The following is a 14,488-nucleotide window of genomic DNA, read 5'->3' as shown; positions in this document are numbered from 1 at the left end:
CCGCAGGAATGTTCTGCCATTCGGAGCATATATCGCGGGGCCCGCGCGGCGCTAGCCTAGGGTCAACGCCGGGCTGAACCGGCATGATTCCCGACATGGAGATGACCGATGACACGTGCCCTTGCGCTCGCCTGCTGCGCTGTTCTTGCTGCCCCCGCGCCGCTCGGCGCGCATGACACCACGCTGGGGGAGGTGCGCTTTGACCTCTCCTGCACCGAGGCAGCGGCGGGGCCCTTCATCGAAGGCCTGAAACTGCTGCATCACATGATGTATGTGCAGGCCCGGCAACGATTTTCCGAGGCCGCGGAGGCCGACCCGGCCTGCGCCATGGCCGAGTGGGGCAAGGTGATGAGCTACTTTCACCCGGTCTGGCCCGGTGGCCCGACCCCGGCGGAGATGGAGGGCGGCGCAGCCTCGGCGGCGCGGCTGGCCACCCTCACGCCGGGCAACGCGCGGGAAGCTGCCTATGTGGCGGCGGCACTGGCCTTCTGGGAGGGGGCCGACACCCCCTACCCCGCCCGGCTGGCCGCATGGGCGGGTGCCCAGCGGCAGATCGACGAGGGTTTTCCCGATGATATCGATGCGGCCGCCTTCGACGCGCTGGCGCAGATTGCCCTCACCCCGCCCGGACCCGGCGCGGCTGAGAGCCTTGCCGAGGCCGGAGACAGGCTCGCCGCGCGGCTGCCCGAGGCGCCGCTGCATCCGGCGATCTTTCATTACGTGATTCACGCCTATGATCATCCCGCCTTAGCCACAAAGGCCCGTGCCTTTGCCAAGGGCTATGACCGGATCGCGCCTGAAGTGCCCCATGCGCTGCATATGCCCAGCCACATCTTCACCCGGCTCGGGGATTGGGAGGCCTCGGTGGCGTGGAATGCCCGTTCCGGTGCGGCGGCGCTGTCCCAGCCGCTGGAGGGCGGTGTGGTTTCAAATCATTACGCCCACGCTGTGGACTACGGCCTGTATGCGCTGTTGCAATTGGATCGGGTGGCCGAGGCGGAGGCGCTGCTGGCCGAGCTTCAGGCGGTGGACGCGCTCGAAGACAGCTTTGGCACCGCCTATGCGCTGGCGGCCAGCCCGGCCCGGGTGCCACTTGAGCAGGGAGATTGGGCCGGGGCGGCTGCCCTGCCCGCCGAGTTGCCAGCGCTGATCGGCTGGGAGAAGTTTCCGCAGGCCGTCACCATCCACTGGTTCGCCAAGGGGCTGGGCGCAGCGCGGTCGGGCGATGCCGAGGGCGCACGGGCTGCACTGGAGGAAATCGCTGCGCGGACGGCCACGCTGAACGAGCGCGGCATGGGCTATTGGGTCACTCTGGCCGAGGCGCAGAGCGGCACCATTCAGGCCTGGCTGGCCTGGGAGGCGGGCGAGGCCGAGGCGGCGCTGGCGGCTATGCGGGCGGCCGCGGACACCGAGGACTCGGTGGGCAAGGCCCCTGTCACGCCCGGCGCGGTGCTGCCGGCGCGGGAGCTGCTTGGTGAGATGCTGCTGCTGTCGGGCGACCGGGCCGGCGCTGCAGAAGCCTACCGCGCCGCGCTGGCGATCTCGCCGGGGCGGAAGCGCTCGGTCGAGGGGCTGGCAGAGGCGGAGGGCGGCTGAGGGCTCAGTTGCCGGCCCGCCTCATCATCATCTCGTGCACCGCCTGCATGCCGCTGTCCGCCATCCGACTGACCTCGCCGGCATGGGTGTGCAGCGCCTCCACCACCTCCGGGTCGGTGGAGGTTTGCGTGACCACGATGCCGGCGTCGGTGATCTCGACATCGGAGGCGATCGCGCCGGGGCGGGCGAAGAAGATATCGAGCGTGGGGGACTGGATGAAGATCTTCGGGTCGCGCCCCTGCCCTACCCGGTCGATCATGCCGACGACATGGCTCACCAGTGCGTCCATCACCTCCGGGTCGGAGGAGCGGGTGACAGTGCGGATGCCGTCTGGCAGAAGCTCGACCTCGCGGGAGAGGGTGGCGAAGTTGCGGAAGAGCGTGGCCAGTTCGGCGCTCTCCTCCTCGGTGGCGTCTTCGCCGCGCAGTCCGGGCATGGTGGCCATGTCGTGGCCAGTGCCATCCGCCCCATGCCCGTGCATCCCGCTGCCCCCGTGCATCTGGGCCGTCGCCGGGGTGAAGGCGCAAAGGGCGGTGACGAGGACAAGGGTGATGCGCAGCATGGGAGACCTCCGGAGTGTTGCCGGGAGCATAGCCGCAAACACATTCAAGATCACGCATGAATGAGGAAGTTTGCCTGCGCCAAAACGCCCCGGACCTTGCGGTCACGGGGCGCGTGGTGGTTCAGGCGCGGCGGCGCTTGCGCAGGAGTTTTTGCGCCAGCTTCCAGACGGCCCAGTACTTGAAGAGCTTCTTCATGGGTCGGTCCTCCATTTGCAGGAACAACCCGTCAGGGCCCGCGCGGTTCCGCGCGGGCGGGCAGGCTCAGGCCGCCTTGGCGCCCTTCTTTTCCCAAGCGAACTTCTGCATCACTTCGTCGACCGGGGTGTCGGCGAGGTGGTTGGTGTAGTTCGACATGACCTTCTGCGCGATGCCCAGCACGATCTCGAGCACGTGGCGCTTGGTGTAGCCTGCGTCGAGGAAAGTCTGCAGTTGGTCGTCGCTCACCTCGCCGCGCTGGCGGACCATGGCGAGGGTGAAGGTGCGGAGGGCTTCGAGGTGCTCGGAGGGGAGTGGGGTCTCATTGCGCAGGGCCTCGGTGATCGCGTCATCGACCTTCATCATCTTGGCGATCCCGGTGTGGGCGGGCACGCAGTAGTGGCAGGCGTGCTCGACGTTGATGCTCTGCCAGACGACGGTGATCTCATCCTTGTCGAAGCTGGTGGCGTTCTGGAACAGCCCGTGGAGCACCTGGTAGCCCTCCATCAGCGCCGGGGCTTCGGCCATGACCTTGTGCAGGCCCGGCAGGCGTCCAAAGGCCTGTTTGGACTTTTCGATCAGCGGCAGGCTCTCGGCGGGGGCGGTGGTTTCATCGTGCAGGGTGAAGGTGGTCATGGGCGCTCCGTTGGTTAGCATGGCGGGCCGGGGTGGCCCGTGGGGGGCAAGATGGCGTATTTGAGTGATCACTCAAGTCGCAATTTGAGCAATCACTCAAACGTGAGGGAGACACCGGCCGCGAAGGCGCCTATATTCACCGCATGACCCGTGCCGCTCCCTATGACCGCGAGACCGCCCTCGATGCCGCGCTGACGCTATTCTGGCGAAGGGGCTTTCACGCGACCTCGCTGAAGGATCTGGAGGCCGCGCTCTCGATGAAGCCCGGCTCGATCTATGCCGCCTTCACCAGCAAGGAGGCGCTGTTTCGGGAGACGCTGCGACGCTACCGCGATCGCACGGGAGCCAAGGTGGCGACACTTGCGAGGGAGTCCGCCTCGCCGCTCGAGGCGCTGGCCGAGCACGCCCGACGCAGCGGCCGACCGGAGCAGGGCCGCCCGCTCGGCTGCATTCTGGTCAAGACCGTGCTCGAACTGGCCGATTCAGAGTCGGAGGCCGGAGAGGATGCCCGCCATTACCTCGCCGAGGTGCGGAGCCTCTTCCAGTCGCTCTTCGAGAAAGCCCGCGCCGCGGGCGAGTTGCCAGCGAGCGCTGATTGCCGACGCCTCGCCCGCCGATTTCAGGCCAATATGTTCGCCCTCGCGGTCGAGACCCTGCGCGGCTCGGACCCAGAGGAACTGGCGTCTCTTGCCGATGACATTGCGGAGGAGGTGCTGCGGCTGCGTCAGCCGCAGTAGGCAGGATCGCGGGCGGGGCCTATTGGCCGTTCGTCAGGCCGGATCAACGGGGCCGAAGCTCTCCCAGTTCTCGCCCATCGCGACGATGCAGGCGCGCCCGTCGGTGTAGTTCTGCACCATCGTCCAATCGCCCGAGGCTTGCGTGACCCAGAACTCGATGAAGGCATCGGGGCCGCGCAGACCGCGCCCCGCAAGGGTGGCGCCAAAACGGCTTTGGAGTTTTTCGACAATGCGGGCGCGGTCATCGCAGAACACATCGCCCAATGGCCCGCCCGCCGTTGCGGTGAGGGGCGCGAGGGTGAGTGCGATGGTGAGCATGGCCCGCGTCATGGGAGAATCGTAGCACGGGGATGCAGGACTGCGTAACAGTTTTATGACGGTCGGGGCTGTGGCCTCACCGACCGTCAGGCAAAGAAGCCCGAGACGCCCTGCCGCGCCTGCCAAGCTGCAATGACGCGGGAGGCATTGGCTTCGGCCCCGTCTTCGCTCCGCAGTTCGAGATCGTAGCGCTTGCCTACATGGATATGGGCTGCATCCCGCGCCGCATCGCCCGGCTTTCGGTCTCCGCGGGCCGCCTCGCGCCGCTCCAACTCGGCAAGGTCGCAATGAAGCCCGATGAAGAAGAGATCGCGCCCGGAAAAGAGTGTGCGCAGATCGCTGTGCCACGCCGAGCTTTCGATGATGTGGTCCCAGATCACATCGGCCCCGGCTGAGCCGAAGGCGGCCACGGCGCGGTGCCAGCCGTTGAACACCTTTGCGCGGACCGCCGCCCATTCGGGGCCGCGAGGCAGTGCGCCGGTGTCGATCAGATGGTCGAAGGTGAGGTGGGTGAAGGGCTCGGGCAGTGCCGCCTGCACCGCCCGCGCCAGAGTGGATTTGCCCGCGCTGGAGGCACCGTGGATCAGGATGACCCGCCCCGGCGCCTGCACGGTCAGTCCTCTTTCACCACCCGCAGCGAGAGCTCGCGGAGCTGCTCGTTGGTCGGCAGCGAAGGGGCGCCCATCATCAGATCTTCGGCGCGCTGGTTCATCGGGAACATGACCACCTCGCGGAGGTTCTCCTCGTCGGCCAGCAGCATCACGATCCGGTCGATGCCTGCCGCGCAGCCGCCGTGGGGCGGGGCGCCGTATTGGAAGGCGGTGTAGAGGCCGCCGAAGCGCGCCTTCACCTCATCCTCGCCGTAACCGGCGATTTCGAAGGCCTTCAGCATCACCTCGGGCTTGTGGTTGCGGATCGCGCCGGAGACCAGCTCGTAGCCGTTGCAGGCGAGGTCGTACTGGTAGCCCTTCACCGCCAGCGGGTCGCCCGCCAGCGCCTCGGCCCCGCCTTGCGGCATGGAGAAGGGGTTGTGCTCGAAGTCGATCTCGCCGGTCTCGTCATCCTTCTCGTAGATCGGGAAGTCGACGATCCATGCAAAGGCGAAGCGGTCCTTGTCGGTCAGGCCCAGCTCGTCACCGATGACGGTGCGGGCACGGCCCGCGACGGCCTCGAAGGTCTTGGGCTTGCCACCGAGGAAGAAGGCGGCATCGCCCACGTCGAGGCCGAGTTGCTGGCGGATTGCCTCGGTGCGCTCGGGGCCGATGTTCTTGGCAAGCGGGCCTGCCGCCTCCATGCCGTTGCCCTGATCGCGCCAGAAGATATAGCCCATCCCGGGCAGCCCTTCCTTTTGCGCGAAGGCGTTCATCCGGTCGCAGAACTTGCGGGAGCCGCCGGTTGGCGCGGGGATGGCGCGGATCTCGGTGCCCTCCTGCTCGAGCAGCTTGGCGAAGATCGCAAAGCCGGAGCCGGCGAAGTGCTCGGAGACAACCTGCATCTCGATCGGGTTGCGCAGGTCGGGCTTGTCGGTGCCGTATTTCAGCGCCGCCTCGGCATAGGGGATCTGCGGCCAGCTCTCGGGCGCATCGACCTTCCGGCCGCCGCCGAACTCCTCGAACACGCCCGCGATCACCGGGGAGACGGTGTCGAACACGTCTTGCTGCTCGACAAAGCTCATCTCAAGGTCGAGCTGGTAGAAGTCGGTTGGCGAGCGGTCGGCGCGCGGGTCTTCATCGCGGAAGCAGGGCGCGATCTGGAAGTACTTGTCGAAGCCCGACACCATGATCAGCTGCTTGAAGAGCTGGGGCGCCTGCGGCAGGGCGTAGAACTTGCCGGGGTGCAGACGGGAGGGCACGAGGAAGTCGCGCGCGCCCTCGGGCGAGGAGGCTGTGATGATCGGGGTCTGGTACTCGCGGAAGCCCTTGTCCCACATCCGGCGGCGGACGGAGGCGACCACGTCGGAGCGCAGCGTCATGTTCTGCTGCATCGCCTCGCGGCGCAGGTCGAGGTAGCGGTATTTGAGGCGGGTTTCCTCGGGGTATTCCTGATCGCCGAAGACCATCAGCGGCAGTTCGCCCGCCGAGCCCAGCACCTCCATGTCGCGGATATACACTTCGATCTCACCGGTCGGCAGCTTGGTGTTCACGAGGCTCTCGTCGCGCGCCTTCACCGTGCCGTCGATCCGGATGCACCACTCGGAGCGGACCTTTTCGACCTCAGAAAACACCGGGCTGTCGGGGTCGCAGAGCACCTGCGTCACACCGTAGTGGTCGCGCAGGTCGATAAAGAGGACGCCGCCGTGATCTCGCACCCGATGCACCCACCCGGCGAGACGCACGGTCTCCCCCACGTTCTCCTTGGTCAGCTGGGCGCAGGTGTGGCTGCGGTAGGCATGCATGGTTCGGTCCCTTCCGGTCGGACAATTCGGTTCGGGCCGATACACCGCCTTGGCTGGGCAAAGTCAACCCGGACTGGAGGGCGCGGGCCGGAAAGGCGGCGATTGGGCGGCGGGGTTGATGCATGGCGGGGCTTGGCGCAGGCTTTGCGGGCGGGTGTGGAGGGTGCGGATGCGCGGGCTGTGGCGGAGGTTGAGAGGCGCGAGCGGGCTGCCGGAGTTACCGGAGGAGGTGGAGCGCGCGGTGCTGCTGGTTGGCAGGCTGGCCGCCCGCTGGCCCGAGTTGCGCAGCCGGAAGCTGGCGGTGACGGTGGAGGCGATGATCGCGCGGTGTGATGCCGGGATCGCGGCGCAGCTTGGTGAGATTTACGGCCATCCGGTGATGCAGCGCATTGAGGGCGCATGGCGCGGGCTGCATTGGTTGGTGCGGGAGATGCCGCCGCGCGAGGATATCTCGCTGGCGGTTATGAATGTGGCCAAGGCGGAGGTGGCGGGCGCCGAGACGGAAGTGCGCCACGCGGCTTGGGCGAGGGTCTATGCCCAGCGGCAGGCGCCGCCCATCGCCGTGCTGCTGGTGGATGCCGCTTTCGAGCATGCTGACACGCAGGCCCTGACCGACCTCGCCCGCCTTGGCGCGCTTGCGCAGATGCCGGTGATCGCCGGGGCCGCGCCCGCGCTTTTGGGCCTTGCTGCTCCGCAAGACCTCAGTGCCCTGCGCGACCCGGATGCCGCGCTTGCTACGCCCTCACACGAGGGTTTCGCGGCTCTGCTCCGCGCCCCGGAGGCTCGTTACCTTGGGCTCTGCGTCACGCGCTTTGCCCTTACGCCGCCCGGCGCCCTGCCCCGCCCGCGCTGCCCCGTGCCGGGCCAATATGCCATCGCCGCCAACATCGCCCGGTCGGTTGCCAAATGGGGCTGGCCGCAGGATTGCCGGGGCGTGGAAGGCGGCGGGGTGGCAGGGCTGGGGCCAACGGAGGCGGCCATCGACGAGCGGCAGGAGAGCCACCTCGCCCGCGCCGGGCTGATCGCGGCGCTGGACGCCAAGCACCGGGCGTGGGCGGGGTTCTTCTCGCTCACCTCGCTGTCGCGGCGAGATGACCTTGCGGGGGAAGCCGCGGGAAACTGGCGGGTCAGCACGCAGCTGCCCTACCTGATGGTCGCCACCCGTTACGCCCAGCACATCCTGCGCCTCGCCGCCGACTGGCCCGGCCCGCGCGATGCGGCGTTCGAGACCCACATCCGCGACTGGCTGGAGCGCCAGACCGACCGGAGCATGCAGCTAAACGAAGCTGAGATGGCGCTGCGCCCGCTTTGGGGCCACCAGTTTGACCTTACAGGAAAGTCCAGCGCCCGGCTTTCCCTCTCCCCCGGTTTCAAGCTGGAGGGCGTTCCGGGCGCCATCGAGCTTGATCTGACCCTGCCAGAGCCAGCGCATCAGCAGGCATCGGACGCCAAATCATGAATGGAATGTGCCGCAAGGCGTGCAATTGGATCACGCGGGCTCTTAGCCGGGCTTGCGGTAGAGGGAGACGTGCATCTGGCTGGCCTCGGTGAAGGACTCACGCCGCCAGCCGCCCCAGCGGTGCTCCAACTCCAGCCCGGCGAGGCGGGCCATCAGGTCGATTTCCGGCGGGGCCGCGACGCGCATCACCAGAGGCACAAGGCGAGTGCCGGAGTCGGAGATATGGATGCGCTGCATGTCGAGCCGTTGCTCCAGCGCGTTCCACTTGGCGGCCTCGATGACCGCGCTCTCCATGCCCAGCGCCTTGGTCGACACCCTCTGGCCGCCCGTAAACCCGGCAAGGTCCGGCACGAAGGCCTCGACCAGAAAGCTGCCGCCCGGCTCAAGGTGTCGCGCGGCATTGGCGAAGAGGCGAACCTGTGCCTCTTGCGTTGTCAGGTTGAAGAGCGTGTTGAAGACGAGGAAGGCGTGCGAGAAGTGCCCCGGCACCTGCGTCTCGGCCATATCGCCCACCACCACCTCGAGCGCCGCGCCGCCGGGCTTGGCGCGCAGCTTCTCCACCATCGCGGGCGACCCTTCGATGCCCGAAACCTCATGGCCGCGCGCCGCGAGCGGCAGGGCCACTCGGCCCGTGCCGATGGCGAATTCGAGCACCCTGCCCTGACCTGCGACGGCGGAGATCATGGCAACGCTGTCGTCCAGCGTGTCGGGGAGTGTGCCTTCGTCGTATCCCTCGGCGTTCAGCGCGCCGAATGTGGCTTCGTCGAAGGTCAGGCTCACGCCCAGTCCCAGGGGCGGGTGAAGCTGCCGAGCACCTCGGCCACCTTGGCCTCATCGGTGCCGGAGGTCTTCTTCAGCTTGGCGACGAGGCCGCGCTTCTTGTCTTCGACCACCTCGGCCACCTCTGCGCCGCACCCTTCAAGCGCTTCGTTGTAGATGCGGGTGATCGCCATCTTGCGCAGGTCGGGCTTGAAGACCTTGCCCACGGCGGTCTTGGGCAGTTCCGGCAGCACCTCGAGATACTTCGGATAGGCCGCGCGCTCGTGGATGCGGGCGTTGGCGAAGTCAATCAGCTCCTGCTCGGTCACGGTCGCCCCGGCCACCAGCTCGACATAGGCGCAGGGCAGCTCGCCCGCGTGGGCATCGGGCTGGCCGATCGCCCCGGCGAAGGCTACCGCCTCGTGGCCCGCAAGCGCATCCTCGATCTCGGCGGGGTCGATGTTGTGGCCGCCGCGGATGATCAGGTCTTTCGCGCGACCAGTGATCCAGAGGTAGCCATCGGCGTCGATCCGGCCAAGGTCGCCGGTGCGGAGATAGACATCATGGTGGAAGAGTTTGTGGTTCTTGTCCTCCTCCGTGTAGGTCGAACCGGGGAAGACACCGGGCGACGACACGCAGATCTCGCCCACCTCGTCAGTGCTGCATTCGGTCGGGCCATCCGGGCCATCACGCAGGATCTTCACCTCGGTATAGGGGAAGGGCAGGCCGACGGAGCCGATCTTCTTTTCGCCCGAGGGCGGGTTGCAGGCGACGAGGCAGGTGCATTCGGTGAGGCCGTAACCCTCGACAACCTCGACGCCGGTTGCCTTCTCGAAGCGGTTGAACAGCTCAACGGGCAGCGGGGAGGAGCCGGAGAAGGCGGTTTTGACGCTGCTCACATCGGCATTCACCGGGCGCTGCATCAGCGCCGAGAGCGCGGTGGGCACGGTGATGATGAAGCTGACCTTCCAGCGTTCGATCAGCTTCCAGAAATTGTCGAACACCCCGTCGCCGCGGTAACCGGCGGGCGTGGGGAAGATCACATGCATGCCGCTGGCGATGGCCGCCATGAAGATCACGTGGCAGGCGAACACGTGGAAGAGCGGGAGCGGGCAGATCACGTTGTCCTGCTCGGTGAAGAGCAGCTCATGGCCGATCCAGCCGTTATAGACCATGCCGGAGACCTTGTGCTGTGCCACCTTGGGCATGCCGGTGGTGCCGCCAGTGTGGAAGTAAGCCGCCACCCGGTCTTCCTTGGGGTCGTCGAAGGTGAGGGCATCCGAAGGATGCTTGGCCAGCTCGGCGTTGAAGTCGAGCACCCTGGCGTGATGGACGGTCTCGGTCTTGGGGCGGATGAAGGGGATGATGAATTTCTTCAGGCCGGTGACGTAGCGCAGCAGGTCGATCTCGAGCACGTGGGTGACATTCGGCGCGTGCTTCACCGCCTCGGCGGCCTTCTGGGCCACATCGGACTTGGGGAAGCTCTTCATCGTCACCAGCACCTTGGCGCCGGTCTGGCGCAGGATGGCGGAGATATGGTCGGGCTCGAGCAGCGGGTTGATCGGGTTCACGATGCCCGCGACCGCGCCGCCGAGGAGGGTCACGACGGTCTCGTTTGCGTTGGGCAGCAGGTAGGCAACCGTGTCGGTCGGGCCAACGCCGAGGGAGCGGAAGAGGTTGGCGGCCTGGGTCGTTTTGGCGTGCAGCTCGTTCCAGGTGAGGGTCTCGGCATGGGCGCCGGGATCGGAGAAAATCTGGTAGCTCAGGGCAGGACGGGCGCCGTGGTTGGCCTTGGTCTTCGAGATGAAGTCATAGATCGTGGTCGGCATGCCGCGCTCTTCCCAGGTCATCTGGTTCTCGATCGCGCGCAGGTCCGCAGTGCTCTGAAAGCTCATGGTCATTCCTCCCCTTGGCCACGGGCCGCTCTCATGGCGGCTCCGCGACGTGTTGGGAGATAGTGAGCGAGAGCCGCGCGGGGATCAAGCGGCATGGGGCTGTGACGTGGGGTTGCGAAGCGGTGGGGGAGCCGTAGTGCCGCGCGCAAGCCCGAGAACCGGGCGCGTTGAACGGCACCACCGGCCCGATGCGATGAAGGCGCCCGGCGAGATTGCCCGCCGGGCGCCGGGGCTCAGGCGGTTTCGCCCAGCGCCTTGATGTGCTCCGGCAGCCGCGCGTTGCTGCCGTACATGAAGTGGTTTTCCATCCGCTCCGAGAAGCGGCTGGCTTCGGTCACACGGCCCACCGCCTCGGCCACCTCGCGGATCAGCATGGGGTTCGCGCCGCAGCAGACGCCGAGGTAATTCACCCCGAGTTCCAGCGCCTGCCGCGCGAAGGCGCCGACCTCGTAGCGGTTGCAGAACATCGGATCGAGCGCGGTCGGGAAGGCCCGCCCATGCGGCGCCGGGCAGGTGCAGCCGCTGTCATCGCTGAGATTGAAGAAGGTCGGCTCCGCCTCGGTGGTCCGATAGGGAATCGGCAGCGCGCCTACATGGCACGACACCGCCGCCCGCACGGCCCGCAGCCAGGGCATCATCGTTTCCGGGCCGCGGAAGCAGTTGAGACCGACCACATCGGCCCCGCCCTGCTCCAGCGCCTGACAGGTTTCGACGATGCCGCGACCGTCGCGCATCTCTTCGCCCGCCATCGGGGCCAGCGTCAGGACCACCGGCAGGCCGGAGGCCTTGGCGACCTCCAGCGCGCAGAGCGCCTCCCCGGCGTAGTAGAATGTCTCGCCGATGATCATGTCGGCGCCCTCCTCGACGGCCCAGCCGACCATCTCCTCGAACATCGCCCTGACCTCGGCCTGCCGCGCCGGATCGTCCGGTGCCCAGATGTTGGTGTTGGAGATATTGCCCGCCATCAGGTTGCCGGGCCGCTCGTTGGCCACCTCGCGGGCGATCCGGAGCGCAGCCCTGTTCAGCGGCTCAAGCAGATGCTCCTTGCCGATCACGCGCATTTTTTCGCGGTGGCCGTTGTAGGTGAAGGCCTCGACGATATCACTGCCTGCGCGCTGGAAATCCACGTGCAGCGCCCGCAGGGCATCGGGATGTTCGAGCGCCACCTCGGGCACGAACTCGCCGGCGCTGAGATAGCCCCGCCGCTCAAGCTCGAAGAGGAAGCCCTCGGCGCAGATTACCGGCCCTTCGTCGAGCCGTTTTGTCAGTTGGTTCTCACTCATGGATCAGTCCTTTCCTGTCGATCCGTCCGTGACCATCGTTGGGAACGCCGAGCCTCGCGGGTCCGCCTGGGCGGCCCGCTGCAATGGTCCTCGGCCTGACCGCGCGGATGCCGCGCGGCCGGGTTCGCAAGATGTCAGAGAGGCATTCGCAAGCTGCGTTTGGCCGCAGCCCCGCCGCGCCGCCGCTGTGCCGGCATCGCCAGTGGCAGCGGGGCAATCGGCCCGCAGAGCGAGGCCGTCAGCAGGGTGCAGAACTCCGCCAGCGCCGGCGAGCCAGCGGCGAGGGGCGCCGCCCGGGCATGGGCCGCGCGCGCTGCGCTTGGGTAATCCGCCGCGCCCGGCAGCCCTGCCAGCCATTGCATGAAGCCAAGTTGGCCAAGCTGCCGCGCCTCATCAGGCGGCAGCGGGCCTATATCGAGTTGAATGATCGTCCGTTCCAGAAGCATCGCGCCCTCCGCGCAAGAAGGCGGGGGCTGGTGGCGGCTGGCGATGTGAAAGGCCTTGTAGGCTTCATCCCGTCTCTCCACCCCAGGGCACCCCGCCCGGGTCTCAAGGTGACTGCAACGCGTGGACCACGCGCTGGAGATGGCAGGTCTCCTGACTTGCGGGTCGTCACTTCCCCCGACCTTCCCGGGCCGTTGGCCCAGTGGTCATTTCGGGGGTCGCTCGCCGCTCACAGTTGCGGGGGCAGTCGCGGATTAGGGCTTTTCGCCCGCACCGCGTTCCCTTTTCAGCCGGCCTTTCGGGGCCGGACACCATCGGGGCGGAAGATGCGGGATGTGGCGCGCTGTGTCTAGCGGAATCGTGCGGGGGTTGCAGGGTGGAGGAATGAGTTGCGCCCTACTCCGCCGCCAGCCCTTCGGTGAACTGGAGCCGGGCCAGCCGGGCGTAGAGACCGCCCTGCGCCACGAGGCTGTCATGCGTGCCGGTCGCGACGATCTGGCCCTTCTCGAACACGAGGATGCGGTCGGCCTTTTTCACCGTGGCCAGCCGGTGGGCGACGATGAGCGTAGTGCGCTCGGCAGAGAGCGCCTCGACCGCCTGCTGCACCAGTTGCTCGCTCTCGGCATCAAGCGCCGAGGTGGCCTCGTCGAGCAGCAGCACCGGGGCGTCGCGCAGGATGGCGCGGGCGATGGCGATGCGCTGCTTTTGCCCGCCAGAGAGCATCGCCCCGCGCTCGCCCACATAGGTCTCGTAGCCTTCGGGCAGCTCGGTGATGAACTCATGGGCGGCGGCGGCGCGGGCGGCGTCCTCGACCTCGGCCTGCGTCGCTTCAGGGCGGCCGAAACGGATGTTCTCGGTCACAGTGGCGGCAAAGATCACCGGGTCTTGCGGCACCAGCGCAAGCTGGGCGCGCAGGGCCTCACGGTTGGTGGCATCGAGCCGGGTGCCATCCAGCGTGATCTCGCCCGAGGCCGGATCGTAGAAGCGCAGGAGCAGTTGGAAGATTGTGGACTTGCCCGCGCCGGAAGGGCCGACGAGGGCCACGGTCTCGCCCGGCTGAACATCGAAGCTGACGCCCGAGAGCGCGGCCTCGCCGGGGCGGGTGGGATAGTGGAACACCACGTCCTGAAAGCCAATGGCGCCCTTGGCCCGGCCATCCAGCGCCAGTGGCTCAGCCGGATCGCGCACCGTATCCTCGGCCACCAGCAGCTCGATCAGCCGCTCGGTCGCCCCGGCGGCGCGTTGCAGCTCGCCCCAGATTTCAGAAAGCGCGGCCACGGCCCCGGCCATGATGCCAGCGTAGATGACGAACTGCACCAGCTCGCCCGCGCTCATCACCCCGTCGCGCACATCGCGCGCGCCGATCCAGAGCACGCCGAGGATACCGCAGAAGACGACGAAGATGATGATCGCGGTCATCGCCGCTCGCACGGTGATGCGGGATTTCGCGCTGTCGAAGCTCCTTTCGGTGACGCCGGAAAACTGCGCCTTGGAGGGCGCCTCATGGGTGAAAGCCTGCACCGTCTGCACCGCCAACAGCGCCTCGGAGGCGTTGCCGGAAGAGGCCGCGATCCAATCCTGATTTTCGCGGGAGAGCGTGCGCAGGCGGCGGCCCAGCACCAGGATCGGCACGATCACCACAGGGATGATCCCCAGCACCATCAGCGAGAGCTTTGGCGTGGTGAAGAACATCAGGATCAGCCCGCCGACGAAGAGCAGGATGTTCCGCAGGAACCAGCTGGCCGAGGAGCCGATCACCGAGAGGATCAGCGTGGTGTCGGTGGTGATCCGGCTCAGCACCTCGCCGGTCATAAGCTTTTCGTAATAGGCGGGCGACATGCCGATCATCCGATCGAACACCGCCTTGCGGATATCGGCCACCACCCGCTCGCCCAGCCGGGTCACCAGCCAGTAGCGCAGCGCCGTGCCCAGCGCGAAGATCAGCGCGATGCCGATGGCGGCAAAGAAGTAGCGGTCGAGCAGGGCCACGTCGGAGGTGCCGAAATTGTCGACCACGCGGCGGGCCGCCATCGGCAGCACCAGCGAGACGCCTGCGGTGAGCACGAGGGCGCAGAGCGCGGCCACGACCATCAGCTTGTAGGGCGCAAAGAACGGGCCCAGCGCCCGGAGTGCGCCCACGCGGCGCGAGCCGGGGCGATCGTCGGTGCTGGTCTGTGGGGCGCGTGCCATGCCGTCTCCTCTTCGCCC

The 14,488-nt window shown here is 67.5% G+C and carries 13 protein-coding genes and 1 riboswitch; of the genes, 3 read left to right on the top strand and 10 right to left on the bottom strand.

From position 1 onward, the window contains the following. Window positions 1–108 precede the first annotated feature (108 nt). A complete protein-coding gene (locus ACUXVX_RS06530) occupies window positions 109–1,596 on the top strand; it encodes a hypothetical protein (protein WP_446310877.1) in 1,488 nt (495 codons plus the stop codon). Between the two features lie 4 nt (window positions 1,597–1,600). Here the strand turns inward: ACUXVX_RS06530 and ACUXVX_RS06525 are convergent, their stop codons facing one another. Beyond that, window positions 1,601–2,158, bottom strand: coding sequence for a hypothetical protein (locus ACUXVX_RS06525; protein ID WP_446310876.1), 558 nt, complete (start codon window positions 2,156–2,158; stop codon window positions 1,601–1,603). A gap of 262 nt (window positions 2,159–2,420) precedes the next feature. After that, entirely contained in the window at window positions 2,421–2,990 is a 570-nt protein-coding gene (locus ACUXVX_RS06520; protein WP_446310875.1) for a carboxymuconolactone decarboxylase family protein, read from the bottom strand. Between the two features lie 143 nt (window positions 2,991–3,133). Here ACUXVX_RS06520 and ACUXVX_RS06515 point away from each other — a divergent pair, with 143 nt between their 5' ends. After that, complete coding sequence (locus ACUXVX_RS06515; RefSeq protein WP_222470314.1) at window positions 3,134–3,727, top strand: TetR/AcrR family transcriptional regulator; 594 nt, start codon at window positions 3,134–3,136, stop codon at window positions 3,725–3,727. 33 nt (window positions 3,728–3,760) lie between these two features. Here the strand turns inward: ACUXVX_RS06515 and ACUXVX_RS06510 are convergent, their stop codons facing one another. The 3 genes from ACUXVX_RS06510 to aspS form a co-directional block, all read right to left on the bottom strand. Then, on the bottom strand, window positions 3,761–4,045 hold the full coding sequence (locus ACUXVX_RS06510; RefSeq protein WP_446310874.1) for a hypothetical protein: 285 nt from the start codon (window positions 4,043–4,045) through the stop codon (window positions 3,761–3,763). Window positions 4,046–4,131: 86 nt separating this feature from the next. Further along, the gene (locus ACUXVX_RS06505; protein ID WP_446310873.1) at window positions 4,132–4,656 is read right to left on the bottom strand and encodes a chloramphenicol phosphotransferase CPT family protein; all 525 of its coding nucleotides are present in this window, start codon (window positions 4,654–4,656) and stop codon (window positions 4,132–4,134) included. Window positions 4,657–4,658: 2 nt separating this feature from the next. Then, on the bottom strand, window positions 4,659–6,440 hold the full coding sequence (gene aspS / locus ACUXVX_RS06500; RefSeq protein ID WP_446310872.1) for an aspartate--tRNA ligase: 1,782 nt from the start codon (window positions 6,438–6,440) through the stop codon (window positions 4,659–4,661). 169 nt (window positions 6,441–6,609) lie between these two features. Between aspS and ACUXVX_RS06495 the strand changes: the two genes are divergently transcribed. Further along, window positions 6,610–7,899, top strand: coding sequence for a type VI secretion system contractile sheath domain-containing protein (locus ACUXVX_RS06495; protein ID WP_446310871.1), 1,290 nt, complete (start codon window positions 6,610–6,612; stop codon window positions 7,897–7,899). A gap of 42 nt (window positions 7,900–7,941) precedes the next feature. Here ACUXVX_RS06495 and ACUXVX_RS06490 read toward each other — a convergent pair whose 3' ends face one another. The 5 genes from ACUXVX_RS06490 to ACUXVX_RS06470 all read right to left on the bottom strand — a co-directional run bounded on the left by ACUXVX_RS06490 (window position 7,942) and on the right by ACUXVX_RS06470 (window position 14,470). Further along, window positions 7,942–8,679, bottom strand: coding sequence for a class I SAM-dependent DNA methyltransferase (locus tag ACUXVX_RS06490; protein WP_446310870.1), 738 nt, complete (start codon window positions 8,677–8,679; stop codon window positions 7,942–7,944). Next, window positions 8,676–10,553, bottom strand: a complete 1,878-nt coding sequence (locus ACUXVX_RS06485; RefSeq protein WP_446310869.1) for an acyl-CoA synthetase — start codon at window positions 10,551–10,553, stop codon at window positions 8,676–8,678. The genes ACUXVX_RS06490 and ACUXVX_RS06485 overlap by 4 nt, the downstream gene beginning before the upstream one ends. 233 nt (window positions 10,554–10,786) lie before the next feature. Continuing rightward, on the bottom strand, window positions 10,787–11,836 hold the full coding sequence (locus ACUXVX_RS06480) for a homocysteine S-methyltransferase family protein (RefSeq protein WP_446310868.1): 1,050 nt from the start codon (window positions 11,834–11,836) through the stop codon (window positions 10,787–10,789). 134 nt (window positions 11,837–11,970) lie between these two features. After that, a complete protein-coding gene (locus ACUXVX_RS06475) occupies window positions 11,971–12,282 on the bottom strand; it encodes a hypothetical protein (RefSeq protein WP_446310867.1) in 312 nt (103 codons plus the stop codon). A 124-nt stretch (window positions 12,283–12,406) separates the two neighbouring features. Beyond that, window positions 12,407–12,610: riboswitch (cobalamin riboswitch) on the bottom strand. Between the two features lie 66 nt (window positions 12,611–12,676). After that, on the bottom strand, window positions 12,677–14,470 hold the full coding sequence (locus tag ACUXVX_RS06470) for an ABC transporter transmembrane domain-containing protein (protein WP_446310866.1): 1,794 nt from the start codon (window positions 14,468–14,470) through the stop codon (window positions 12,677–12,679). Window positions 14,471–14,488 lie beyond the last annotated feature (18 nt).

This window comes from Vannielia sp. SX4, from assembly GCF_052828525.1.
The sequence above is the reverse complement of the archived record's forward strand: the minus strand, read 5'-3'. Positions and strand labels throughout refer to the sequence as shown.

Coding starts and splice junctions, on each gene's coding strand:
- ACUXVX_RS06470 (WP_446310866.1), bottom strand. CDS start 14,470: ATGGCACGCGCCCCACAGACCAGCACCGACGATCGCCCCGGCTCGCGC.
- ACUXVX_RS06475 (WP_446310867.1), bottom strand. CDS start 12,282: ATGCTTCTGGAACGGACGATCATTCAACTCGATATAGGCCCGCTGCCG.
- ACUXVX_RS06480 (WP_446310868.1), bottom strand. CDS start 11,836: ATGAGTGAGAACCAACTGACAAAACGGCTCGACGAAGGGCCGGTAATC.
- aspS (WP_446310872.1), bottom strand. CDS start 6,440: ATGCATGCCTACCGCAGCCACACCTGCGCCCAGCTGACCAAGGAGAAC.
- ACUXVX_RS06520 (WP_446310875.1), bottom strand. CDS start 2,990: ATGACCACCTTCACCCTGCACGATGAAACCACCGCCCCCGCCGAGAGC.
- ACUXVX_RS06485 (WP_446310869.1), bottom strand. CDS start 10,553: ATGAGCTTTCAGAGCACTGCGGACCTGCGCGCGATCGAGAACCAGATG.
- ACUXVX_RS06525 (WP_446310876.1), bottom strand. CDS start 2,158: ATGCTGCGCATCACCCTTGTCCTCGTCACCGCCCTTTGCGCCTTCACC.
- ACUXVX_RS06530 (WP_446310877.1), top strand. CDS start 109: ATGACACGTGCCCTTGCGCTCGCCTGCTGCGCTGTTCTTGCTGCCCCC.
- ACUXVX_RS06515 (WP_222470314.1), top strand. CDS start 3,134: ATGACCCGTGCCGCTCCCTATGACCGCGAGACCGCCCTCGATGCCGCG.
- ACUXVX_RS06510 (WP_446310874.1), bottom strand. CDS start 4,045: ATGCTCACCATCGCACTCACCCTCGCGCCCCTCACCGCAACGGCGGGC.
- ACUXVX_RS06495 (WP_446310871.1), top strand. CDS start 6,610: ATGCGCGGGCTGTGGCGGAGGTTGAGAGGCGCGAGCGGGCTGCCGGAG.